Genomic DNA, 24,296 nt, shown 5'->3' on the forward strand with positions numbered 1-24,296 from the left:
AAAACTGCAAAACACTCAAAAACCCGAAGCGAGCGAAGCGCTCTTGAATCGCGAGGTTCGTAGACTACTGGATTGTCATTAATGAAACCCGCTCTGAAATCACCAAACCTTGAAGGAAAAAGCCTCAGGTGCGACTAGAGAAAATCTAACTACGAACTTTAGGGAAATTTCTCACGAAAAAAAGCACTTTTCCGACATATCGCTGGCGAAAAATTGCTTTAGATAAGCCCGGTCGTCAGCAGGTACTGGCGATTCTAGAATAGCGATGCTCATTACGACTACCCGCAACGGCCGTTAAATCCCGGCCGACTGATGAAAAGGACTTCATATGTGCAATTTGACTCATTTCGCCACGTCGGCCGAGGCACACATCAGCACACCTGCGACGGTGCAGGTTGCCAGCGTTAGCAATCTTCCGACATCTTCTAACAATCATCAGATCCCGCACTTTCAGGTAGTGCCAGCGGGCATTGCCTTCTTTCACATCAAGGAGATATCCACGGGGCGTGTCAGAGGTTTCCGCGGCAATCACAATGAAGCGTGCGCTCTCGCTCGATCGCTTGAATCAAAAATCGAACTCCACGCCAGCGCCTGCCTCTGATAAGGGGAGTGAACGAACAAGCCGCACCGGCACCGACCCAGGAGTAGATGATGGAACTGCCAACCGAGCTTAACCTGACCACCCTTTTCGACCAGTTGGGCCTGCCGTCCGATGAAGCGTCGATCAATGACTTTGTCGAAACCCATCCGCTGGACTCTGAGACCAAACTGATCGATGCCGATTTCTGGTCGCCCCAGCAGGCGGAGTTACTTAAAGAGTGGCTGCGTGCTGACGGTGAAGAAGCGCCGATTGTCGATGAGCTGAACGTACGTTTGCATCGCGGCAAGTAAGGGCGTTCAGTGCAGGCTGTCACCGGGCTCGATGTTCAGTTGTTCGAGCCAGGCAGCCTTGCACTCCTCCGCTTCATCGCGACTGGCAAAGGCTGTGCCGCGTCGCTCCCCGTTGAGCAAAACCACCCAGCACACACTGCGCCCCATCGCGCGTAATCCCGCCGGAACGCCGCTGCCGATCATCACTGCCACGTCTACCCTGCACTGCATGTGCCCTCCGAAATAATTAGCTACCTAACTAAGTCGTCAGGTTAATGCTTTCCTTCGAGAGGAAACAGCAACTGCCGTGCACAGATTCATTGCGTCAACGGTAATAATCTCAGCGCGGATTCTCAGGTTTATAGCCCAGACGCAACCCGCCCCAGTGTCGCCCGTTGATCATGATCGGCACCGATAAATCATGCATCAGCTCACCCGTATCGCGCGTGTAGGTCTGCAACAGCACCGGTTGCTGATGGCTGCCGCAGCGGATACCGGTGCGGTCAGCGAATTTGCGTTTGGTGCGATTATTTACCGTGTCGACCTGCACATCACCGGTCAACGGCTGGCTGAATGCCTGATTATGCGTCGGTACATAACCCTGTTGCGTGCAGGCAATCGCAAACACTAACCCCTCATGGCGCGCCAATAGAGGTTCTTGAATCGCCGACAAGACCTGATCGGTGTATCGGTCAAACCGGGTCTGAAATTTGGTGGGTTCGGTGCCCGGTATCGGTTGGTAGCTGCGATCGAACAGGTCATCCAGGCTGATCCGCCCCTGCTCGACGTCCGCCTCGAAGCGCTCCGCGATCTGACTCGCACCTTCGCGCGCCAGATCATAAATACGCTGGTGGTAGTCATCCAGACCCACTTCGGCCAGGCGCTCGCTGATAGTTTCCGCCTGCCCTTCCATCTGCACCGCTGCGTCGGCGAGACGACGGGTCTGCTGATCGCTGATCGCCAGATCGCTACGCATTTGCTCAATAGCACTGAACAACGCGTCGAGCTGCTCTCGATTGGTTTGCGCACCACGGGCGATTTCACTGACTTGGTTTTCCACTCCCGCCGCGAGTCGCGCAATGTTCTCCAGATGCTGCCCGGTGTGCTCGACCTGTTCGACGCCAGTCCGCAAATCGCTCGACAACTCGCGGATCTGCGCCACCACCTGCGCGGTACGCAGCTGGATGTCAGCAACCATTTCACCGACCTCGCCCGTTGCCGCCGCCGTACGCGCTGCCAATCCGCGCACCTCATCGGCGACCACAGCGAAACCGCGACCATGCTCACCGGCCCGGGCTGCTTCAATCGCAGCGTTCAAGGCCAGCAAATTGGTCTGACTGGCAATCGACTGAATAACCAGGGTCACGCGCTGAATGTCGTCACTGCGCACACTCAAGGCTTCGATCAACTCGCGACTGCCATTGGCGCGCTGACTGAGCTGCTGCATGCGCGCAATCGAGTCGAGCAGTTCGCTACGTCCCGCCGCGCTGCTGTGATGCGCTTCGCTGGCCGCGTCTAGCGCCTCGCGGCTAAGCTGGGAAGTGGCTTGTTCAGTGGCGATCATCACCTCAGCGTTGCTGACGATCTGCGCCGCCGCATCGAGTTGCGATTCTACTTTGCTCGCGAGCGCTTTTACCGAGAACGCTACGCCGGCCGCGGAGAGTGCGTTGTGACTGGTGGTATAGGAAAGATCCCGGGTCAGTGCGGACAATGCGCTCACACTATCGACCGGGACAGCAGCAGGAGCGCTGCGCGAACGCAGGCGCGGCAGCCAGACAATCAATATCGCCAGCGGCATGGCGATGTACAGCGACCACTCGGCCATGGCCATGCCGATCAGCAACAGCATCAGGGCGATACTTTGCAGGGTCGGCGCGATCCAGCGGTTTTTCGGCAAAAGCACTGGTGCAGGCAGCGCCGCAACCAGAGATCCGTCTCTCGTCATCTTGATCACCCCATGTTTGTTCTCATTGTTGTGACTGCATTAAACGCCACTACAACGCCATTATCCATGGTCCGTTAGTCGTGGGGTCTGTGGCAGGTCAATGGAACCGCTCGGGTAAAATGCAGACGAGCAAAAACAAAGATCGCAGCCTTCAGCAACCCCCGTATAGGGGCTGCCGAAGGCTGCGATCTTTTCGAGGCGCCCCTGTTGACAGGGTCACCCCACAGAATCAGGCCTGACGCTGGTGCTTGTCGATCTGCTCGTGACGCTCTTGAGCTTCGATGCAGTACTTGGTGGTCGGGCTGATCAGCAGGCGCTTCAGGCCGATGGCCTCGCCGCTGTCGTCGCACCAGCCAAAGCTGTCGTCCTTGATGCGCTCAAGGGCTTGTTCCAGTTGCGGCAGCATGCGCTGGTCGCGATCGATCGCGTTGACCAGCCAAGTGCGCTCTTCTTCAACCGAAGCCGCGTCCGCCGGGTCAGCCGGAGTGTCCAGGCTTTCGATGGCGATACGATTTTGCTCAATGCGCTCGTGGGTTTCGACTTTCATGTTCTGCAACAGCTCAGTGAAGAAAGCATGTTGCTCTGCATTCATGTAGTCATCTGCCGGCATGGCCAGCAACTTGTCCTTTGTCATTGATATCTCTATAAAAAAACGTGCATTAAGGCGAATAAGGGAGCGTTTCGGCGAACCGTGTCGGGCCGTCGAAAAGGCATCGTTTTATTGCAAACGCCACCCGGCACTCAATTTACGAGGGGCGGCAGTCTAAGGCCCGATCAAGACCTCAGCAACTGTAAATACAGGGAATTTGTCCGACAGGACCTGGAAACTGCTCTGACACAGGCTTCACACGGCCATCGGAGTGCGTTTATAGCAAGAAATTCAGTCGAGCGGCTGTATATAGAAGACAAACGGCTAACCATCCCGCCATCGACAGCGAAAATTATTCTCGCAAGGTGCATCGTTTCAGCCCGGCAGAGCCCGCGCAGCCCTTCTATTATCAGGCTCACCGCGTGATCAACCCGCCTGAAGGATGCCCTATGCCCCGCCCCGATCTGCCGGCCGCCGACGAACTTCCGCTCGCCAGCCCACCGATCACTGCCGAGCGCCTGCTGCAAACGATTAGCGACGAATATGACGCCTTGCCGCGCCAGCTCAAACGTATCGCCAATTACATCAGCCAGCAGAGCGAACGAATCATGGTCGATCGCATCAGCGATATCGCTCGTGAGTGCGAAGTGCATCCGTCGGCCATCGTGCGTTTTTCGCAGCGCTTGGGGTTCAGCGGCTTCAGCGAAATGCAGGCGCTGTTTCGCCAGGCCTGGACGCACAAAGCCACGCCAGCGCAAAACTATCAGCAACGCATCCGCAGCCTGATCGCCAGCAAATCGCAGACCGTCGATAGCGGCGAGCTGGCTCGAGAGTGCATCGACGCAACACTGGCGGGCATCGAACGTTTGGGCCGCGAACTCGACGAGGCTGCATTTGATAAGGCTGTCGACCTCATCGTCAATGCCGACGACATCTATGTTGTAGGCGTACGTCGCTCGTTCGCCGTCGCCGATTACCTGGTTTACAACTTGCAACATACGCAGAAACGCATCCATCTCGTTTCCGGCATCGGCGGCAGCTATCGCGAACAAATGCGCAGCGTGCGCGCCAACGACCTGGTGATCGCCATCAGCTTCGTGCCTTATGCCAAGGAAACCCAGCACTGCCTGCGCTTCGCCCGGCAGCAAAACGGCAACGCGCTGATCATCACCGACAGCCCTCTGTCACCGCTGGCGAAGCTTGCCAGCAGCGTGTTGCTGGTCAATGAAGGCAGTGCGCTGGCGTTTCGTTCGCTAAGCGCAACGCTGTGTTTATGTCAGGCGCTGTTTGTGGCGGTGGCCTATCGGCTGGAACTGAATGTCGATGAGATTCACGAACAACCCGGCTTCGACGACTGACAATTGCCTCAGCGTCGGCTAGGTTATGCCTTCCCACCGGTTTGACTTGAAGGAACGCGTCATGAAACTGATCGGCATGCTCGACTCCCCTTACGTACGCCGCGTGGCGATCTCCGCCAAACGCTTAGGGATAGACCTCGAACACGAGTCGGTCTCGGTGTTCCGCCACTTCGAGCAATTTCAGCAGATCAACCCGGTGGTCAAAGCCCCCACGCTGATCCTCGACGACAGCGTGGTCCTGATGGACTCGACCCTCATCCTCGACTACCTCGAAGCCAGCTCCGGCAAAAGCCTGCTGCCAAGCGATCTCAAACAACGCGCCCAAGCCCTGCGCCTGATCGGCCTCAGCCTCACCGCCTGCGAAAAAGCCGTGCAGCTGTATTACGAACGCAACCTGCGCCCCGCCGACATTCAATACCAGCCGTGGATCGAACGCGTAGAAGGCCAACTCGCCGCCGCGTTCACCGCCCTCGAACACGAACTGGAAAAAACCGGCTTGCCCACCGACGGCACCCTCACCCAGGCCGGCATCAGCCTCGCTGTCGCCTGGAGCTTCACCGGCCTCGTAATCCCCGACCAGATCGACACCCGCCGCTACCCCCACATCGCCCAATACACCGCCTACGCCGAAACCCTCGAAGCGTTCGTCAGCACTCCGATGACCTGACCATGAGTACCACCGACACCGCCGCCCCGGCGTTAAAGGAAATCTTCAACGCCGAGCGTTTGCAGCACATCGCCAGCGAAATGGGCGCCGTGTACCCGGCGTTCAAGGCCAAAGCGTTTCTCAAACATGCGCAGGACGGACTCGCTGAATTATCAGTAATGCAACGCATGGCGCGTGTCAGCGAAAGTCTGCACGCCGTGCTGCCGCTGAATTACCAAGATTCCCTCGATGTCTTGCGCGAACTCGCGCCACGTTTGAACAGCGGCTTCGTCAGCATGTGCCTGCCGCACTACGTGGCAAGCTACGGCGCCCACGCGTTCGACACCTCAATGGACGCGCTGAAGTACTTCACCACCTTCGGCTCCTCCGAATTCGCCATCCGCCATTTCCTGCGCAGCGACCTGGAACGCTCGCTGGAACGAATGCATGACTGGACCCGAGACGACAACCACCACGTCCGCCGCCTCGCCAGTGAAGGCAGCCGCCCTCGCCTGCCCTGGTCGTTTCGCCTGGAAGCGGTGCAGGCGAATCCGCAGTTGGCTGCCGGGATATTGGATCGGTTGAAAGCGGACGAGAGTTTGTACGTGCGCAAGTCCGTGGCGAACCATTTGAATGACGTGACGAAGGTGCATCCGGAGTGGGTGTTGGACACGATTGAAAGTTGGTCGCTGGAGAACAAGCATACGGCCTGGATTGCCAAGCATGCGTTGCGCAGTTTGATCAAACAGGGGGATTTACGGGCGCTGACAGTGATTGGCGCAGGCGCGAAGGCTGAGGTTGAGTTGTTGGATGTAAAGGTTGAGCCGGCAGTGGTCAGATTGGGCGAGACGATTAAGTTGTCGTTTACGGTGAAGTCCAGGGTGGCGCACGAGCAAAGGCTGGTGATTGATTATGCGATTGAGTATGTGAAGGCGAATGGCGGGGTTTCGAGAAAGGTTTTCAAGTTGAAGACTCTGGGATTAGCGGGGTTCGGGACTGAGGTTGTGCGACGGAATCAAGTCATCAAGGATTTTACGACGCGCAAGCATTTCGCCGGGCGACATGGGGTGCAGGTGATGCTTAATGGGGAGGTGTTGGGTAGTGCGGCGTTTGAGGTTTTGATTTGAGGAGTGAGTTGTTTATTCACCGAACGGACCGGTAGCGGATCAGTGCACTGGCAGCCGTGCATCGATATTGAGCGCGGCGGCACAGTGGACGAATCACGCCTTCAGCGCTTACCAACTTCCGTAAGGAATGCCGAATTTCTCGATATAGCGCTTGGACTTTTCGCTGACGGGATAGGCGTAGCGTCCTTGGTTCTTACCCTGACTCGGCCCTAAAGGCTCGATCTCCGCCTGGGCTCTGGCGACTTTTACAGGATGGTGGCATGAGTCTCTGACCCAGACTTGTACAACACCACCAGGGGCCAAGCCCAGATAGACCGAAGAAATATAGGTGCCTCGCTGCTCCGGTGTTTTCGCGCAGCGCTGGGCGACCGAAACCTGCATCAGTTGTCTGGCTTCTTCGGGTATATCAACCCAGGCTCGATAGGTTTGAGGCTCTACGATGGATTGCCAGCGAACGAAAATTCGTTTTGGCAGGTCAGCCCCAACTACTGCTTTAGCGGACGCGCCCACTCCGTCCCAACCACGGGCCGCCTCGGTGCCGTCTTCAGGTTGCCCGCCCGATGCGGATCCCCCCCCGGTGCGCAGAAATGTCCTACCCTTGATATCTTCCACCGCGGTGTCTTCAACCCAGACTTTCATATAGTTGGGCTCGGTAAAACCGAGTTCCCACCATGAAGATTTTGGGTCGCTCTTTTCTGACAGCGGGTCGGCATTACAACCAGCCACAAAAAGCGTACACAGCAGTGCTGCAAATAACTTCATTACCAAAGCGTCCAGTCAGGTACGTGTGGGTGCTTTACTCGGATTGCATCTTCCGTGGGGGCGTTGATGTAAACAGCTCTGATGCCACTCCCATCTCTCCTGCCAAGCGGATGGTTCCAGTTGGCGGATGTGTGAATGTACTTGAGTTTGAGCATTTGCTCCTCCTCTGGCGTGGTGCTGTAGTCGCCAGAGACAAAACGGTCGCATATGGATTGGAGTTCCGCTGGAACGGAATAGTCTGGAGTCTCGGGAATGTCTTCTAAGCGAACGCCTTTGGCTCTGGCGAGTTGATGCATCACGCGCAGGCTCACTCTCGACAGTAATCCACTCACCGGACGCTTGAGTTGGACGGCCGCATAGACTCGCTTGACTCGAGGACTCAGTCGATCCTGAGGGCTGACCGGTAGCAGTAATGGCGGTGGCGTAACGATCTCGAGATTTTCGAGCGGCCAACCTTTGGCTAGCCACTGATTTCTCACATTGATCGCATCCTGGTAGATCGATGTGGTAGCGACGTCAGTATACGTACCGACCTCTAGCGTCTGCATTGGGCTAACGAGAACACACTCTTCAGCGTCCTCAAGGTAACCTCCACCCACATCCGAATGCACACCCGGCAAGACGATTTCCGGATGATCCATCGCTACTCGATTGAGAGCAAAGTTAGCCCTGCATTCATCCCGCGCAGCCAACTGCACAACGTTGGTGAAATAACGTCGGTCGAGATAGAGTTTGACCCCCGTTGCGACTGCGCTTTTTATGTTGCCCAGATTGGACCATCCAGCAATCGACGGTACCGTGTCGAACAGCCCAATGAAGCCCACGTTGATGTCGCTGTGATACTGATCAACAAAGGTCGAACTGAGAGCATCGGACATACTGCGGAGAATGTCGCCTAAGGGCCCTTGTTTGCCACGCACTATCTCGTTGGCGAAATGTCTGGCGGCCGCGGCACCGCGACTGAAGCCAAACGTGTCGAAAGTCAACGAAGCAATTTCACTACCGGGATTTTTGTCCAATACTTCAGTGATACGCTGTTCGATCACCGCGAAACAGGATTGGACTCGTCCTGCAACGCCGGTTTCACCACGTCCTGTACCGGCGCCGAATTTGCTGTCTTCTTCACCTGAACGGGTACCTATGCCTTCGACGTAGACCATACCGAAAGCTCTCTTTCGCGGCCCTTCTCCCTCAGCGAGTCGTGTTGCTCCATACAGTTCGCTCAGCTTCTTCACGTTGCTGACATCGTTTCCATAACTACTATCCGGATCACCCATATAAGGCTGGCAACTGGCGGGAATATCCTCAGGCGCAATCGGATACTGAGCACCACACAACAACCCCGCAGCTGAGTTGTTTGCGTTGTTGCCCGTGCCATCGAAGAACACCCCGATCCTCAACGCAATCCCGATTTTCTCAGGTTCGCGCGCGGGCTCTTTCCCGTGTTTCTCATACTCGGCCCAATGCCGGGCGTGTATGTCGACGGGTTTGGCTTCTTCGTAACGATAGTTTTTCGGCGGGTTTGGAACGTAGCCACTCAATCCTTGATTCCTTCTGATCCTTGAAGAACGGACCGAAGGGTGACAGCCGGGAGGGGACGGTGCAAGCCGTGGCGGTGTGCCAGCCAAGGAGCGTTATCGCGAGCAGGCTCACTCTCAAAAGGGAATGAGCCTGGCCGTGGACGGCGGGTCAGATCGACCGCTGATTCACCCGTGCCATCAACTGTTCAGCACTCTCCTTGCGCTCGGAATAACGATCCACCAGATACGCCTGCTGCCCACGCAGCAGCACGGTGAACTTCACCAGTTCTTCCATCACGTCCACCACACGGTCGTAAAACGGCGAAGGTTTCATCCGCCCTTCTTCGTCGAATTCCATATAGGCCTTCGGCACCGAGGATTGGTTAGGGATGGTGAACATGCGCATCCAGCGGCCGAGGACGCGTAGTTGGTTGACCACGTTGAACGACTGCGAACCGCCGCAGACTTGCATCACGGCCAGGGTCTTGCCCTGAGTCGGGCGCACCGCGCCGAGCTCCAGCGGGACCCAGTCGATCTGCGCCTTGAACACGGCGGACATGGCGCCGTGGCGTTCCGGCGAGCACCAGACCTGGCCTTCCGACCACAACACCAGATCGCGCAATTCCTGGACCTTGGGATGGTCGACCGGGACGTCGTCGGGCAGTGGCAGACCGGACGGGTTGAAGATGCGCGTTTCGGCGCCGAAGTGTTCGAGCAGGCGTGCGGCCTCCTCGACCAGCAAGCGGCTGAACGAGCGTTCACGGGTCGAGCCGTAGAGCAGGAGGATGCGCGGTTTGTGTTCGCCCGTAATTGACGTGCGCACTTCATCGAGCAGGCTCGGGTCGAGGTTGGGCAGATGGTCTGGCATGGTGTCCCCTTAAAGCGCGCCGATGCCGTCGAGTTCGGCCTTCAGTTGCTCGCGACTGAGCGAGTCAAACGGCAGATCGAGGAAGGCCTGGCAGCGCTGGCCGATGCGCATCAGGGTGGCGTGGAATGCCGCGTCGATTGCCGCTTCGTCGCCCTGCACTTCGGACGGATCTTCCAGTCCCCAGTGCGCTTTCAGTGCCGGACCGAAATACACCGGGCAGGTTTCCCCGGCGGCTTTGTCGCAGACAGTGATGACGATATCCGGGGGATTTTTTTCGAAGGCGTCGTTGCCTTTGCTATGCAAGCCGTCGGTAGCGATGCCGTGCTTTTGCAAAGTCGACAGGCTGCGCGGCAGCACTTGGCCTTTGGGAAAACTGCCCGCACTCACTGCTGAGAAACCAGTGGGAGCCAGGTGATTGAACATGGCTTCGGAAAGAATGCTGCGGCAGCTATTGGCCGTGCACATGAACAGGACTCGCATCGATGCGCTCCGTAGAAAGTGGAAGATTCAGCAGCAGGCGCGTTCGCGCACGGGACGGCCATCCATGTGTTGCAGGCGCACGGCGTTGTCCTTGAGCCAATCGGCATTGGCCTTGACGGTCACCTGGAGGATTTCGCCGATCCATGCCGGCAGCTCCGGGTTGAGACGGTAATACACCCACTGGCCCTGACGGCGGTCGAGCAGCAAACCATTGCTACGCAGTTGCGCCAGATGACGGCTGATTTTCGGCTGGCTGTCGTCGAGCGCGCACATCATCTCGCAGACGCAGAGTTCACCAAGCTCGGCTATGAGCAGAATGGCGCGGGCGCGGGTCTCGTCAGCGAGGCTTTTAAAGACTTCGGTGGGGGTGATCATGGTGATCGGCTCGCCATATGCGGGAAATCGAATATACGGATATCCATATATTTATCAACCCGTGAAAGCAGCCACGGTGAATAAACGTGTGGGAGCGAGCCTGCTCGCGAAGGCGGTGTGTCAGTCAGCATCGATGTTGCTGAAAGATTGCCTTCGCGAGCAGGCTCGCTCCCACAGGGGGATGGGTTGCATCAGGCTAACCGTGCAACAGGTCCTGCTCCGCCTCACACAATCCCACCACATAATCCCAGACCACCCGCAGCCGCACCGATTTATGCAACTCCCGACGCGTGCTGATCCAGTAGCTGCGCTCGATGCTTTCATCCGGCAACAGCGCCACCAGATCCGGGTCGGACGCGGCCATGTAGCAAGGCAACACCGCAATGCCCAATCCTGACCGAGCGGCTTCCTGTTGGGCGATGACGCTGGTGCTGTGAAACACCACGCGCGGGCTGCGGCAGAAGCTGTTGAGGAACATCAGTTCCTGACTGAACAGCAGATCGTCGACGTAACCGATCCACGCATGTCGGCCCAGGTCTTCGCGGCTGTGCAGTGGCGGTGCTTTGTCGAGGTAGGTTTGGCTGGCGTACAACGCAAGTCGATAGTCGGTAAGCTTGCGCGTGACCAGCATGTCGGCGGATGGCCGTTCGAGGTGGATGCTGATTTCCGCTTCGCGATTGAGGATGCTGACGAAGCGCGGCACGGCGACCAGTTCCACTTCCAGGCCGGGATAACGCTCGAACAGACCGATCATACGGCTGGCGAGGAACTTGATCCCGAGGCCTTCGGTGACGCCAACGCGGATCTTGCCCAGCGGCGCGGTGGACTGGGTGATTTCCTCCTGCGCGAGCAACGCGACGTTTTCCATCGCTTCGGCGTGCTTGAGCAGCGCCTCCCCCGCCGGGGTCATTTCGTAGCCTTGGGCGTGCTGGACGAACAGCGCCGTGCCAAGGCTCTTTTCGATCGACTCGATATGCCGCGCCACCGTTGCGTGGGTGGTGTTGAGCCGGCGCGCGGCGGTAAGCAGGCGGCCGCTGCGTTGCAGCTCGAGAAAAAAGCGCAGGTCGTTCCAGTCGAACATGGGGGGTCCTTGTCGGCTATCGTCGTTGTGCGCTGTTTGAAAACGCACAGCGGCTGCGCAAAAACTAACATTCTTTTAACGAAAGCTAACAACTAGAGTGTCCGACAATAAAAACAAAAAGCGAGGTCAGGGCATGCAGACGTCCCTGGATGAATTCGACTACATCGTGGTCGGCGCCGGCCCCGCCGGGTGCTTGCTGGCCAACCGGCTCTCGGCGGATTCACAGCAACGGGTGTTGCTGCTCGAAGCCGGCGGACGCGACAACTACGCCTGGATCCACATCCCTGTGGGTTACCTTTTCTGCATCGGTAACCCGCGCACCGACTGGTGCTTCAAAACCGAAGAACAACCGGGCCTCAACGGCCGCGCGCTGAGTTATCCGCGCGGCAAGGTGCTGGGCGGCTGTTCGTCGATCAACGGCATGATCTACATGCGCGGCCAGGCCGGCGACTATGACGGCTGGGCGGCCGCAGGCAATTCGGGCTGGGCCTGGAAGGATGTGCTGCCGCTGTTCAAACAGAGCGAAAACCACTTTGCCGGCGGCGCGGAATTCCATGGCGATCAGGGTGAATGGCGAGTCGAGCAACAGCGCCTGTCGTGGCCGATTCTGGATGCCTTTCGCAGCGCCGCCGAGCAAAGCGGCATTGCCAGCATCAATGACTTCAACCAGGGCGACAACGAGGGCTGCGGTTACTTTCAGGTTAACCAGAAAGCCGGGGTGCGCTGGAACGCGGCCAAGGCCTTTTTGAAACCGCTGCGCAGCCGGGCGAACCTGACTGTGCTGACCGGCGTAGAGGTTGATCGAGTCTTGCTGGAGAACGGCCGCGCAGCAAAAGTCAGCGCGCAGCATGAAGGTCAGATCAAACAGTTCAAGGCGCGCAAGGAGATTGTTTTGTGCGCCGGCTCGGTCGGTTCGCCGAGCATTCTGCAGCGCTCGGGAATCGGTCCGCGGCCTCTGCTCGAACGCTTGGGCATCGGCGTGATTCATGAGCTGCCGGGCGTCGGCGGTAACCTGCAGGATCACCTGCAACTGCGCCTGATCTACAAGCTGGAAAACGCCCGCACCCTGAACCAGATCGCCGGCAGCGTGTGGGGCAAGATGGGCATGGGCCTGCGTTATCTGTACGACCGCAGCGGGCCGCTGTCGATGGCGCCGAGTCAGCTGGGGGCGTTCGCCCGTTCCGGCCCGGAACAGACCTCGGCGAACCTGCAATATCACGTGCAGCCGTTATCACTGGAGCGTTTTGGCGAGCCGCTGCACAGCTTCCCGGCGTTCACCGCCTCGGTGTGCGACCTGCGCCCGCAGAGCCGTGGGCGCATCGAGATCCGCTCGGGCGATCCGCAAGCGGCGCCGTTGATCCAGCCCAATTACCTCAGCCACCCGCAAGACCTGCGTGTGGCGGCCGATGCGATTCGCCTGACCCGGCGCATCGTCAGCGCCCCTGCCCTGCAAGCGTTCAAACCGGTCGAATACCTGCCCGGCGACAGCCTGCAAAGCGAAGAACAATTGCATGAAGCGGCGGCGAAAATCGGCACGACGATTTTCCATCCGGTCGGCACTTGCCGCATGGGCAATGACGGCGACGCGGTGGTCGATGCGCAACTGCGCGTGCATGGCGTACCGGGTCTGCGCGTTGCCGATGCGTCGATCATGCCGAAAATCACCTCGGGCAACACCTGTTCGCCTACGCTGATGATTGCCGAAAAGGCGGCACAACTGATTTTGGCTAAACCTGTACACAATTCTAATGCGGGAGCGGGCTTGCTCGCGAAAGCGGAGTGTCATTCACCCTTGATGTGACTGACCCGGCCCCTTCGGGAGCAAGCCCCCTCCCACAGTTGTTTTGCAGCAGATTCAAGGCATCGCGCTTCACCGGACACGCAACACCAGTGGAACAACAAAAACAATCACTGTGAGGGATACCGATATGTCAGATCACGCTCAGCCGCTGGACGCTGCGGGCAGCGCAGAGACCAGCAATGCAACGCAGAAAGTCATCTTCGCCTCATCACTCGGGACGGTGTTCGAGTGGTATGACTTTTTCCTCTACGGCGCCCTCGCGGCGGTGATCAGCAAGCAGTTTTTCGCCGGAGTCAACGACACCACCGCGTTCATCTTCGCGCTGATGGCGTTCGCCGCCGGCTTCATCGTGCGGCCGTTCGGCGCACTGGTGTTCGGCCGTTTGGGCGACATGATCGGGCGCAAATACACCTTTCTTGCAACGATCATTCTGATGGGCGTGGCGACGTTTTGCGTCGGCCTGCTGCCGACCTATGCCAGCATTGGCATCGCCGCGCCGATTATTCTGGTGGTGCTGCGCATGCTCCAGGGTCTGGCCCTCGGTGGCGAATATGGCGGTGCGGCGACCTACGTGGCCGAACACGCCCCCATCGGCAAACGCGGCTTCCACACCAGCTGGATTCAATCCACCGCAACCCTCGGCCTGTTGCTGTCGCTGCTGGTGGTGCTCGGTTGCCGCTACTTCACTGGCGACCAGTTTGAAGTCTGGGGCTGGCGCATTCCGTTCCTGTTGTCGATCGTGTTGCTGGGCATTTCCACCTGGATTCGCCTGAGCCTGCACGAGTCGCCGGCCTATCTGAAAATGAAGGAAGAAGGTAAAACCTCGAAGGCGCCGATCCGCGAATCCTTCGGTAAATGGGAGAACCTCAAAGTCGTGCTGATCGCCCTGTTCAGCATCAACGCCGGGCAAGCGGTGACCTTCTACGCCGCGCAGTTCTACGTGCTGTTCTTCCTCACCCAGTTCCTGAAAATGGACCCGGCGGTGGCCAACAGTCTGTTGATTGTCAGCGTGGTGATCGGTGCGCCATTTTTCATCTTTTTCGGTTGGCTGTCGGACAAGGTCGGGCGCAAACCGGTGCTGATGCTCGGCCTGCTGCTGGCGACGGCGCTGTATTTTCCAATCTTCAAATCCCTGGCCCACTACGCCAACCCGGCGATTGATCTGGCCAGCCGCCAGGCACCGATCACCGTGCTCGCCGATCCGGCCACTTGCACCTTCCAGTTCGATCCGGTGGGCAAGGCCAAATTCGACAGCCCGTGCGACAAGGTCAAGACCTTCCTGGTCAAGCAAGGCCTGCCTTACTCGAGTGTCGCAGCGCCTGCGGGCAGCACCGTGCAAGTGAGTGTCGGCGACGTAAAACTCGATGGTTTCGACGAGGCAGCACTGCGCGGCGCGATTACCCTCGCCGGCTACCCGCAACAAGCCGATATGCAGCAGATCAACAAACCGATGATCGTCGCCCTGATCGTCGCGCTGATCATCATCTCCGCCATGTGCTACGGCCCGCTGGCGGCGCTGATGGTCGAACTGTTCCCGACGCGCATCCGCTACACCTCGATGTCGCTGCCCTATCACATCGGCAACGGCTGGTTTGGCGGCTTCCTGCCCACCGTGTCGTTTGCGCTGGTGGTGTACACCGGGGATATTTTCTACGGGCTGTGGTATCCGGTGCTGATCACCGGTGTGAGCCTGGTGGTGGGGATGATCTGTCTGCGTGAGACGAAGAATATCGATCTCGACAAGAACTGAAAAACCCGCTGACAACAATGGCGAGGGAAGCGATTCTCTCGCCATTTTTTGCTTCAGGCGTCCGCTTTGATCACTTCGAATTTCACCTGGTCCGGATAAAACGCCACGTAGTCGCGGATCGGTGCGACGGAGACCTTCGGGTTCTCGTACGTCCACACCGCATTGGCCCCCTCATGTCCGGGCACTTGCAGGCTGAAATAGTTGGCGTCGCCCTTGTAAGGGCAATAGCTGGTGTGGTCGGTGCGGGCAAAATATTTCTCGTCGATGTCTTCGCGGGGGATGTAGTAGACCGGCGGGTAGTTGGCCTCATTGAGGATCAGCGCGTGGGAGGACGCGGCGACCTGGATGCCGTGGAATTTCACCAGCAGGCAGCCGCTGAGTTGTTCAACGCTGATCACGGGGCCGGGGCTTTTCATGGGGTTCTCCTGAAGACGGCGAAGAGACCGGTTCAGGTATAGCTGATGGTTGCGCAGCTCGACTGAATTACGGCCGAACGGCTAAACCTCCTGTAACGCCCTTATCTGTATATCCATACAGATAACAGTTGCTCCCGCCGCCAACTCCCGCCATCCTGTGCCCTCTCCACACACCAACCAGCGATGGTAGCTATGCGGCTGTACCTCTGTGAAAAACCTTCCCAGGCCAAAGACATTGCGGCCGTGCTCGGCGCCAAGCGTCGCGGCGACGGCTGCTGGCTGGGAACGGATGTCACAGTGACCTGGTGCATCGGCCACTTGCTCGAAACCGCGCCGCCGGACGCTTACGACGCGCGCTACAAGCGCTGGGTACTGGCCGATCTGCCGATCATTCCGGACAAATGGAAAATGACCGTCAAGCCGCGCACCGCCAGCCAGTACAAAGCGGTGAAGCGTCTGCTGGGCGAGGCCAGCGAACTGATCATCGCCACCGACGCCGACCGTGAGGGCGAGATGATCGCCCGGGAACTGGTCGAGCACTGCCGCTATCGCGGGCCGATCCGCCGCTTGTGGCTGTCGGCGCTGGACGAGGCGTCGATTCGCAAGGCCCTGGCTGCGCTGAAGCCGGGAGCCGAAACGTTCAGCCTGTATCACTCGGCGCTAGGCCGTTCGCGGGCGGACTGGCTGATCGGCATGAACATGAGCCGACTGTTCACCTTGCTGGGCCGGCAGTCGGGTTATCAGGGCGTGTTGCCGGTAGGACGAGTACAAACGCCGACCCTGCGATTGGTGGTCGACCGCGATCGCAGCATCGCCGACTTCGTCCCGGTGCCGTTCTGGGCAATCGATGTGGATCTACTGCACAACGGCACGGCGTTTACCGCGCAATGGCGCGCACCATCAGACGTTTGCGATGATCAGGATCGCTGCCTGAATCAGGCGTTGGCGCAACAAGCAGCGGCGGCGATCAGCAGTGCGGACAGCGCACGGGTGATCAAGCTGAAAACCGAGCGCATGCGTGAAGTGGCGCCCCTGCCCTTCGATCTCGGCACCTTGCAGGAAGTCTGCTCGAAGAAGCTCGGCCTCGGCGCGCAGGAAACCCTCGATATCGCCCAGGCCCTTTACGAAACCTACAAAGTCATCACCTATCCGCGCAGTGATTGCGGCTTTCTGCCGTTGAGTCAACACGCTGAGGCGCCGTCGATCCTCACAGCGTTGCGCCAGGCCGATCCGAGCCTTGAAGCGTTGCAGGGTTTTCTCGAACCGCAGCGGCGCTCAAGGGCCTGGAATGACGCCAAGGTCAGCGCTCACCACGGCATCATCCCCACCATCGCGGCGAAAAACCTCGAACGCCTGACCGGCAAGCATCGTGCGGTGTACACGCTGATTCGCGCGCGGTATCTGGCGCAGTTCCTGCCCAATCACGAATACGATCGCACCCAGGCCGACTTCGACTGCAACGGGCAGGCACTGCGCGCGGTGGGCAAGCAAATCATCGAACCGGGCTGGAAACGCGCGCTACCCGAGGCATTGGCCCCGGCGAAAGGCCGCGAAGCACCGGCACCGCAAACCTTGCCGACTCTGAGCCAGGGCATCGAATGCGCTGTGGCGAAGGTGAACCTCAAAGACCTATGGACGCAACCGCCCAAACCCTACACCGAGGGCGATCTGATCAAGGCGATGAAGAACGTCGCCAAACTGGTCGAAGATCCGCTGCTCAAACAGAAACTCAAAGACACCACCGGCATCGGCACCGAAGCTACCCGCGCGTCGATCATTCAGGGTTTGCTTGACCGCGGTTATCTGGTCAAGAACGGCAAGGCACTGGCGGCGACACCTGCGGCGTTCAGCCTGATCGATGCGGTGCCGCGCGCAATCGCCGATCCCGGCACCACGGCGATCTGGGAACAGGCGCTGGACATGGTGCAAAGCGGTGAGATGAGTCTGGAAGAATTCGTTACCAAACAGGCCGCATGGATGAGCAAGCAGGTCACGCGCTGCTCAGCCCTCAGCCTGACCATCAGCGGCCCGCCTCCCGCCGGCAAGGCCGCAGCGCCGTGGAAGAAAAAGCGCAAGTCGACGGCCAGCAAAACCGCCGCTGCGCGCAAACGCACGGCGCGGCCGGCGACCCGCTGAATCCTTTGCGTTTCCCTATTCCAGGTTGCTGAAACGGATCTTTTCTCATTCCAAAACAGCTTTGCCCGACAATATGTAGTGCTTGAAAATATTCACTACAAAACCGTTGACGGCATCGTTTTGCTTTTGCATGATGAAGACGTTCCCCGATCGGGAGCACTGGTAACACGCTTGAGCAAACTCGTCTGACCGCCGAGTTGTTTTTTCCGGATACACGCTGCCCACAAGGCAGATTGAAGAAGCTGACCTGGCCTGAACGTCCAGTACAAGGACGAGAAGCGCTGGCGAAAATTCTCAAGACGCTTGTGGCCGACATTGGATATGTCGTCAAGGAGCCTCCCGGTTTTCGCTGCTTCTCCTCGTTGTGACGCTATTGCGTAGCAGTTATTCAACACGACTACATGCAACAGATGCATGACCCCGTACTTCATACGGGCGAGCGCTGACGTCCTGGTTTCGGTGCCAGGGATCAACTAACCGATGGGCTACCTGTATTAGCGAATCAACTTTGAAAGATCACCAGACTGGTCAAGGGGCATAACAATGAATCTGAACAATCAACCCACCATCGAAGAACTGGCGCGTATGTTCGCGGCGCAGAAAGACAGCCACGACAGCCATATTCTCTGGATCAGCAAGTCGGGCCAGGTGCACATTGACTGCCTGTCGCCCCACGCTGGCGAAGAAGAATTCGACCGCAACCACCAGAACCTGCTGGCCCGCCTGAAGATGTACCGCCGCGGCCACGGTTATGTCGGCAAGAAGGCTGCTGCCGACAAGGACTTCATTGGCAGTGTGCTGCAGACGCTGAAGCAGGCGTGGGATTCGTTGCAAAACCAGAATGAAGTTCGGGTGATTGATCGGTTGTATTGAATAACGCTTCAGCAAAAAAGGGCCTGCTTCGATTAGAAGCAGGCCCTTTTTACATCCAGAACTCACCCTGCAACTTTGTGGTGTTGTTCATGCCCTATGCGTTTCCAGAACAAGATCAACAAACGCTAACGCTGCCGCACTGTGATAATTATTCCTGCGCCGCAACAACGCCGCCCCCCGCTGCGGCGCTTCCCCTTGGACACGCAACCGGCGCAATGCCCGGTTTTCGCTGGCAATCGCCTCGGGCAACATAGTCGCCAGCGGCGCATGCCGCACCACTTCCAGCAACGTACTCACCGAATTCACCTCAATCCGCACCTGCGGCGTAATCCCTTGCTGACGGAAATACTCATCCACCGATAACCGCGTGATGAAGCCCGGCGCCAGCAGGGCGAAATCCAGTGAAGCAACTTGCGTCGGCGTCAACACCGAACGGCTGTCATACAGCGGATGCCCAAGCCCGACCACGATCCCCAGCGTTTCGGTAAATGCCGGTAGACATTCAATCTCGGCATTGCGCACCGGTGTAAATGCGATCGCGACATCCAGCGAGTCATCGGCGAGGCCGGCCTCGATGTCGTCCATCGACAGCTCGAATATTTCCAGATGAATTCCGGGAAACCGCGCCCTGTAATCACGCACCAGCGGCCCGACCAGATACGCCATGAACGTAGGCGTCATCGCCAGGCGCAGGGTGCCGCGGGACAAGTCCTTCACGTCGTGCAAGGCGCGCTGCCCGGCTTCCAGCTCCACCAGCACGCGCCGCGCGCATTCGATGTAAGCCGTGCCGGCATCGGTCGGTTTCACCGTGCGCGAGGTGCGATCGAACAGGCTGACGCCGAGGGTTTCTTCCAATTGCCGTATCTGCTGCGACAGCGTCGGCTGCGACACATGCAGCGCTTCAGCGGCCCGGGTGAAGCCACCATGATCGGCAACGGCGAGTAAATAACGCAAATGTCGCAGCAGCATGAGAACACCATCTATAGGCAAGACTTATGCGCAGCATTGTATATCGGTCTTGGACGCTATGGATTGGCCGGCGCAAGATAACTCCCACACCGCAAGCCAACCCCTGAAAGGAGTGACACCATGCAACAGTCCCACGCCTACAACGACAACAGCCTGGCCCTGACCACCCGCGTTCTCGACGCCAAGGCGAAAAAAGATCTGTCGTGGCAGGATCTCGCCGACGGTACCGGCCTCAGCCTGGCTTATGTCACCGCCGCCCTGCTCGGCCAGCATCCGCTGCCGGAAAACGCGGCCCAAGTGGTCGGCGACAAGCTTGATCTGAGCGCCGATGACGTCGCCGCTCTGCAGATCATTCCTTTGCGCGGCAGCCTCAGCGGCGTGCCGACCGACCCGACCATCTACCGTTTTTACGAGATGATCCAGATCTACGGCACCACGCTCAAGGCGCTGGTTCACGAGCAATTCGGTGACGGCATCATCAGCGCGATCAACTTCAAACTGGACATCAAAAAAGTCGAAGACCCGGAAGGTGGCTCCCGCGCCGTGGTCACCCTCGACGGCAAGTTCCTGCCGCTGCGCCCGTTCTGACACGCCCGGCCCGCACCTTGCGTGCGGGCCATCCGATCCCCGCCAAAGAGAACACGCCCATGAAAGCCCTGATCGACGGCTTCCTGAAATTCCAGAACGAAGCCTTCCCGCAACGCAGCGAACTGTTCAAACATCTGGCCACCACTCAGCAACCCGGCACGCTGTTCATCACCTGTTCCGACAGCCGTGTGGTACCTGAGCTGCTGACCCAGCAAGAGCCCGGCGAACTGTTCGTGATCCGTAACGCCGGCAATATCGTGCCTTCCTACAGCCCTCATCCGGGCGGCGTCTCGGCGACGGTGGAGTATGCGGTGGCGGTGTTGGGAGTGACCGACATCGTGATTTGCGGCCATTCCGATTGCGGCGCAATGACCGCGATTGCCCAGTGCAAATGCATGGATCACCTGCCCGCCGTCAGCGGCTGGTTGCAGCATGCCGAGTCGGCGAAGGTGATGAACGAAGCCCGCGTGCATGGCAGCGACGCGGCGAAATTGAGTTCAATGGTGCGCGAGAACGTGATCGCGCAACTGGCGAATATTCAGACCCACCCGAGTGTGCGCCTGGCCCAGGAGCAAGGGCGGCTGAATCTGCATGGCTGGGTATACGACATCGAGACCGGTTCGATTGACGCGCTCTCTGCCGATCGTCGCACCTTTGTGCCGCTGGCCGAGCAACCTGAGACGTGCGCGATCAGCGCGCAAATCTACCACGCCGCCTGACTCGCCCCTGTAGGAGCTGCCGAAGGCTCGGGCCGCGTTCGGACGAGCCTTTGATCCTGGGATGTAAATCAAGACCAAAAGATCGCAGCCTTCGGCAGCTCCTACACGGTGCGGTCCGCATTTCAAGTTAGCGTTTTACCGTGAGATCAACCTGGGTCATCCTGCTGCGCACGGTAAACACACCGTCACCGGAAAGAATCGCACTGCGCGCGAACAGGCGCCCGCTCTCCCAGTTCGAAAGGCCCAGCTCAGGCTTGTTCAACGCGTACTGGCCATCGACCCAACGGGTGATGCCGTTGCCCACGAACGGCGCATTCACCGCGTTGTAGAAGCGCTCCTGAACCGCCGCATCCTCACTGATCAACGACACCGTGAATTGCGGGCTGTAACGGTTGAACAGCGCAATCGCCTGATCCAGATCGTCGACGATCATCAGGCTGACTTCCGGGGTTTCTTCCCATTCCCACTCGCGGCCCAGGTCCGACTCGGGCAAGGATTCGGCCAGCGCTTCGGTCCGGTAACCCTCGGCGCGATAAACCTCGACCGTTGCGTTCTGCCATTCGCTTGGCAGGCAACTTTCACTGCCCGCGACGATGTGCAATTTGCAGCCTTGGCCGCGCGCAGTACCGGCGTCTTTCAAGGCATCGAGGAATAGCGGCACCAGCTCATCGGCGCGTTCGCGCTGAATCAGGCAGACGTTCAGGGTGTTGCAGACCTTGCGGTCAAGCGAGTGGCGCACCACCGCCGCGAAGCGAGTGGCGTCGGCATCACGCTCGGCGATCAGCCACGCGCCGCCGGTGCCGTGCAGGCTGACGGCGGTGCCGGCCTGCTGGGCGATGCTGCCCAACTGACTGACCGCACGGCCCGAGCCGCGCGCTACCGCCAGCGACAGACGTCGATCGGCGAACATCGCCCAACCGGCGGCATGATTGACGCTTTCGACCAACGACACCGCGCCCACCGGCAAGCCGGCTTCGGCCAGTGCTGGATTCAGCGCGTGAGTGACGATGGCTTGCGCAGTGCCCAACGCATCGCTGCCGATGCGCAGCACAGCCGTATTACCGGTGCGCAACACCCCGGCGGCGTCGGCAAATACGTTGGGCCGGCCTTCGAAGACAAACGCGACGATGCCCAGCGGCGAAACCACTTGCTCGACCTTCCAGCCGTCGTGCTCGACACTGCTGATCACTTTGCCACGCGTCGGTGGCGCATCACGCCACGCGCGCAGCCCGGCGATCATGTCGCGGCGCATGCGTTCATCGGCGAGCAGACGTGTGGTCGAGCGACCGCGAGCCTTGGCCCGTTCGATGTCGGCGCGGTTGGCGGCTTCGATCTGCGCCCAGCATTCAGGGTTTTCCAGGCGCTGAGCGAACAGATCGAAAAACTGGCTGATGGCTTCATCGGACACCGCCGACAACGTTGTGAATGCCCCAGCCGCACGCTCGATTGCCACCGAGGCGGCCTGCTGATCGGCGACGGGGATCAGCAACAACTCGCCACTGACCTGCTCGACCAGCAAATGGTCACCGGGCTGAAACCGCGCGGCCAGTTCGGGGCTGACCACGGTGACGCGGTTACCAGCGAAAGGGATCGGCGTGCCAGCGACTAGACGTTCGAGCGCAAGAGACATGAAGCGGATTCACCATGCAGAGGGCGGCCGGAAAATGTATAGAACACGATCCTGCAAAGCAACACTGCACCCTGTGGGAGCGAGCCTGCTCGCGAAAGCGTCCGATCAGACGACATCGATGCTGAATGTGCCGACCTCTTCGCGAGCAGGCTCGCTCCCACACTGGAAATCGTGGTGTGTCTTCAGAAGACGGACCAGCCAATCCGCGAACTCAGCAACTCCAGTGCCGCCATCCCCGCCAGCGAGTTGCCGGCCGCATTCAACTCCGGCGACCACACGCACACGCTGAACTGCCCCGGCACCACCGCAACGATGCCGCCGCCGACCCCGCTCTTGCCCGGCAGCCCGACGCGATAAGCGAAGTTGCCCGCCTCGTCATACAGACCGCTGGTGGCCATGATCGAGTTGACTTGCTGGGTCTGGCGGCGCGTCAGGATCTGCTCGCCGCTGTGCTTGCAGAACCCGTCATTGGCCAGAAAGCAGAACGCCCGGGCCAGATCGATGCAGTTCATGCGCAGCGCGCAGTGGCTGAAATAGCTGCGCAATACTGCTTCGACATCGTTGTGAAAGTTGCCGAACGACTGCATCAGATAGGCCATCGCAGCATTGCGCGCGCGGTGCTGGTATTCGGAGTCGGCGACCTTGCCGTCGATCATGATCTGCGGGTTGCCGGACAGACGCCGGACAAAATCACGCATCGACAGTGTCGGCGCCGCGAAGCGTGACTGGTTGATGTCGCAGATCACCAGCGCCCCGGCGTTGATGAACGGGTTACGCGGGCGGCCGCGCTCGAATTCCAGTTGCACCAGCGAATTGAACGGCTGGCCGGACGGCTCATGGCCAAGCCGTTCCCAGATTGCTTCGCCGGAATGATCGATGGCCTGCACCAGGCTGAACACCTTGGAAATACTCTGCACCGAGAACGGCGTTTCAGCGTCGCCGGCGCAATACATTTCGCCGTCGTTACTGTACACGGCGATGCCCAACTGGTTGGCCGGCACCGTGCCGAGGGCGGGAATATAGTCAGCGACCTTGCCCTGCCCGATCAGGGGCCGGACCGCGTCAAGGATCTCGTTCAACAACGCTTGCATGCCGGGTTCCGAAAGTCTCGCCCCATGGGATCGCGGGGACACTGGGGCTAGACGCTGCGCCCGCCGGTCGCATCACACCGACAAGCGCCACGCAAAATGTTCTAGGCTGAACCGGACCATTCAGACACAGGAGAGCACCATGCACCTCGAAGGCTCCTGCCATTGCGGCGAAGTCACGTTCAGCCTCGACAGCGCCCATCCTTATCCCTATCAACGCTGCTATTGCTCGATCTGCCGCAAGACCCAGGGCGGCGGCGGTTATGCGATCAACCTTGGCGGCGACGCGACCACGCTCAAGGTTCGCGGGCGCAAAAACATCAGCGTCTATCACGCGAAAATGAAAGCCGACGGCGATAAGCGCGCCCATCGCAGCGGCGCCGAACGCCACTTCTGTGCGCTATGCGGCAGCGGCCTCTGGCTTTTCAGCCCGGAGTGGCCAGAACTGATTCATCCATTCGCCTCGGCGATCGATACGCCGCTGCCGGTGCCGCCGGAACACACGCACCTGATGCTCGGGTCAAAAGCGCCGTGGGTTGAAGTCGAGGCCAAGGCCAAAGATCAGCAGTTTGATGAGTACCCGGAGGAATCGATTGCCCAGTGGCATGAGCGACTCGGTGTGACCCGCTGAAAACCACGCCCTTCGCGAGCAGGCTCGCTCCCACATTTGGAATGCGATCCCCTGTGGGAGCGAGCCTGCTCGCG

General features: G+C 59.3%; 25 protein-coding genes. 12 read left to right on the forward strand and 13 right to left on the reverse strand.

What is annotated here, in order from left to right:
- Positions 1-328 precede the first annotated feature (328 nt).
- On the forward strand, positions 329-601 hold the full coding sequence (locus tag AC4IHP_RS14600) for a hypothetical protein (RefSeq protein ID WP_460119810.1): 273 nt from the start codon (positions 329-331) through the stop codon (positions 599-601).
- Between the two features lie 50 nt (positions 602-651).
- Positions 652-891, forward strand: coding sequence for a DUF2789 family protein (locus tag AC4IHP_RS14605; RefSeq protein ID WP_460119812.1), 240 nt, complete (start codon positions 652-654; stop codon positions 889-891).
- Positions 892-897: 6 nt separating this feature from the next.
- Here AC4IHP_RS14605 and AC4IHP_RS14610 read toward each other — a convergent pair whose 3' ends face one another.
- The 3 genes from AC4IHP_RS14610 to AC4IHP_RS14620 form a co-directional block, all read right to left on the reverse strand.
- The gene (locus AC4IHP_RS14610) at positions 898-1,101 is read right to left on the reverse strand and encodes a hypothetical protein (protein WP_016775093.1); all 204 of its coding nucleotides are present in this window, start codon (positions 1,099-1,101) and stop codon (positions 898-900) included.
- A 109-nt stretch (positions 1,102-1,210) separates the two neighbouring features.
- The gene (locus tag AC4IHP_RS14615) at positions 1,211-2,815 is read right to left on the reverse strand and encodes a methyl-accepting chemotaxis protein (RefSeq protein ID WP_490832005.1); all 1,605 of its coding nucleotides are present in this window, start codon (positions 2,813-2,815) and stop codon (positions 1,211-1,213) included.
- A 229-nt stretch (positions 2,816-3,044) separates the two neighbouring features.
- Complete coding sequence (locus AC4IHP_RS14620; RefSeq protein WP_016775095.1) at positions 3,045-3,449, reverse strand: TraR/DksA family transcriptional regulator; 405 nt, start codon at positions 3,447-3,449, stop codon at positions 3,045-3,047.
- 404 nt (positions 3,450-3,853) lie between these two features.
- On the opposite strand from AC4IHP_RS14620, the gene AC4IHP_RS14625 reads away from it, so the two are divergent.
- The 3 genes from AC4IHP_RS14625 to AC4IHP_RS14635 all read left to right on the forward strand — a co-directional run bounded on the left by AC4IHP_RS14625 (position 3,854) and on the right by AC4IHP_RS14635 (position 6,535).
- Positions 3,854-4,762 carry a MurR/RpiR family transcriptional regulator gene (locus AC4IHP_RS14625; protein ID WP_490832006.1) on the forward strand — a complete coding sequence of 303 codons (909 nt, stop codon included), beginning with the start codon at positions 3,854-3,856 and terminating at the stop codon, positions 4,760-4,762.
- 61 nt (positions 4,763-4,823) lie between these two features.
- Complete coding sequence (locus AC4IHP_RS14630) at positions 4,824-5,429, forward strand: glutathione S-transferase (protein WP_490832007.1); 606 nt, start codon at positions 4,824-4,826, stop codon at positions 5,427-5,429.
- 2 nt (positions 5,430-5,431) lie between these two features.
- Positions 5,432-6,535 carry a DNA alkylation repair protein gene (locus AC4IHP_RS14635; protein ID WP_490832008.1) on the forward strand — a complete coding sequence of 368 codons (1,104 nt, stop codon included), beginning with the start codon at positions 5,432-5,434 and terminating at the stop codon, positions 6,533-6,535.
- Between the two features lie 108 nt (positions 6,536-6,643).
- On the opposite strand, the gene AC4IHP_RS14640 is transcribed toward AC4IHP_RS14635, so the two are convergent.
- The 6 genes from AC4IHP_RS14640 to AC4IHP_RS14665 form a co-directional block, all read right to left on the reverse strand.
- Positions 6,644-7,297 carry a DUF2931 family protein gene (locus AC4IHP_RS14640; protein ID WP_490832009.1) on the reverse strand — a complete coding sequence of 218 codons (654 nt, stop codon included), beginning with the start codon at positions 7,295-7,297 and terminating at the stop codon, positions 6,644-6,646.
- Complete coding sequence (locus AC4IHP_RS14645) at positions 7,297-8,838, reverse strand: phospholipase effector Tle1 domain-containing protein (protein WP_490832010.1); 1,542 nt, start codon at positions 8,836-8,838, stop codon at positions 7,297-7,299. The genes AC4IHP_RS14640 and AC4IHP_RS14645 overlap by 1 nt, the downstream gene beginning before the upstream one ends.
- A gap of 148 nt (positions 8,839-8,986) precedes the next feature.
- Complete coding sequence (gene arsH, locus AC4IHP_RS14650; protein WP_490832011.1) at positions 8,987-9,685, reverse strand: arsenical resistance protein ArsH; 699 nt, start codon at positions 9,683-9,685, stop codon at positions 8,987-8,989.
- Between the two features lie 9 nt (positions 9,686-9,694).
- Positions 9,695-10,165 carry an arsenate reductase ArsC gene (locus AC4IHP_RS14655; protein WP_490832012.1) on the reverse strand — a complete coding sequence of 157 codons (471 nt, stop codon included), beginning with the start codon at positions 10,163-10,165 and terminating at the stop codon, positions 9,695-9,697.
- A 27-nt stretch (positions 10,166-10,192) separates the two neighbouring features.
- Positions 10,193-10,540, reverse strand: coding sequence for a metalloregulator ArsR/SmtB family transcription factor (locus tag AC4IHP_RS14660; protein ID WP_490832013.1), 348 nt, complete (start codon positions 10,538-10,540; stop codon positions 10,193-10,195).
- 196 nt (positions 10,541-10,736) lie between these two features.
- Complete coding sequence (locus AC4IHP_RS14665; protein WP_490832014.1) at positions 10,737-11,621, reverse strand: LysR family transcriptional regulator; 885 nt, start codon at positions 11,619-11,621, stop codon at positions 10,737-10,739.
- A 133-nt stretch (positions 11,622-11,754) separates the two neighbouring features.
- Between AC4IHP_RS14665 and AC4IHP_RS14670 the strand changes: the two genes are divergently transcribed.
- Positions 11,755-13,422 (forward strand): GMC family oxidoreductase, encoded by a 1,668-nt coding sequence (locus AC4IHP_RS14670; RefSeq protein ID WP_490832015.1) that lies wholly within the window; start codon positions 11,755-11,757, stop codon positions 13,420-13,422.
- Positions 13,423-13,549: 127 nt separating this feature from the next.
- The gene (locus AC4IHP_RS14675) at positions 13,550-15,172 is read left to right on the forward strand and encodes an MFS transporter (RefSeq protein ID WP_490832016.1); all 1,623 of its coding nucleotides are present in this window, start codon (positions 13,550-13,552) and stop codon (positions 15,170-15,172) included.
- Between the two features lie 53 nt (positions 15,173-15,225).
- Here AC4IHP_RS14675 and AC4IHP_RS14680 read toward each other — a convergent pair whose 3' ends face one another.
- Entirely contained in the window at positions 15,226-15,588 is a 363-nt protein-coding gene (locus AC4IHP_RS14680) for a DUF427 domain-containing protein (RefSeq protein WP_460119836.1), read from the reverse strand.
- A gap of 192 nt (positions 15,589-15,780) precedes the next feature.
- Between AC4IHP_RS14680 and AC4IHP_RS14685 the strand changes: the two genes are divergently transcribed.
- Positions 15,781-17,724: a DNA topoisomerase III gene (locus tag AC4IHP_RS14685; RefSeq protein ID WP_490832017.1), complete on the forward strand. Its 1,944-nt coding sequence runs from the start codon at positions 15,781-15,783 to the stop codon at positions 17,722-17,724.
- A 543-nt stretch (positions 17,725-18,267) separates the two neighbouring features.
- Positions 18,268-18,597 (forward strand): hypothetical protein, encoded by a 330-nt coding sequence (locus tag AC4IHP_RS14690; protein WP_129999998.1) that lies wholly within the window; start codon positions 18,268-18,270, stop codon positions 18,595-18,597.
- A gap of 87 nt (positions 18,598-18,684) precedes the next feature.
- Here AC4IHP_RS14690 and cynR read toward each other — a convergent pair whose 3' ends face one another.
- A complete protein-coding gene (cynR, locus tag AC4IHP_RS14695) occupies positions 18,685-19,566 on the reverse strand; it encodes a transcriptional regulator CynR (RefSeq protein ID WP_490832018.1) in 882 nt (293 codons plus the stop codon).
- Between the two features lie 120 nt (positions 19,567-19,686).
- On the opposite strand from cynR, the gene cynS reads away from it, so the two are divergent.
- Positions 19,687-20,154: a cyanase gene (gene cynS / locus AC4IHP_RS14700; RefSeq protein WP_041480833.1), complete on the forward strand. Its 468-nt coding sequence runs from the start codon at positions 19,687-19,689 to the stop codon at positions 20,152-20,154.
- A gap of 59 nt (positions 20,155-20,213) precedes the next feature.
- Positions 20,214-20,873: a carbonic anhydrase gene (locus tag AC4IHP_RS14705; RefSeq protein ID WP_460119842.1), complete on the forward strand. Its 660-nt coding sequence runs from the start codon at positions 20,214-20,216 to the stop codon at positions 20,871-20,873.
- A gap of 127 nt (positions 20,874-21,000) precedes the next feature.
- On the opposite strand, the gene AC4IHP_RS14710 is transcribed toward AC4IHP_RS14705, so the two are convergent.
- Both AC4IHP_RS14710 and glsB read right to left on the reverse strand, forming a co-directional pair.
- Positions 21,001-22,503: an aldehyde dehydrogenase family protein gene (locus tag AC4IHP_RS14710; protein ID WP_490832019.1), complete on the reverse strand. Its 1,503-nt coding sequence runs from the start codon at positions 22,501-22,503 to the stop codon at positions 21,001-21,003.
- 182 nt (positions 22,504-22,685) lie between these two features.
- The gene (gene glsB / locus AC4IHP_RS14715; RefSeq protein ID WP_024013269.1) at positions 22,686-23,594 is read right to left on the reverse strand and encodes a glutaminase B; all 909 of its coding nucleotides are present in this window, start codon (positions 23,592-23,594) and stop codon (positions 22,686-22,688) included.
- A gap of 139 nt (positions 23,595-23,733) precedes the next feature.
- On the opposite strand from glsB, the gene AC4IHP_RS14720 reads away from it, so the two are divergent.
- Positions 23,734-24,222: a GFA family protein gene (locus AC4IHP_RS14720; RefSeq protein ID WP_490832020.1), complete on the forward strand. Its 489-nt coding sequence runs from the start codon at positions 23,734-23,736 to the stop codon at positions 24,220-24,222.
- Positions 24,223-24,296 lie beyond the last annotated feature (74 nt).

This window comes from Pseudomonas sp. UF-293 (assembly GCF_058245595.1).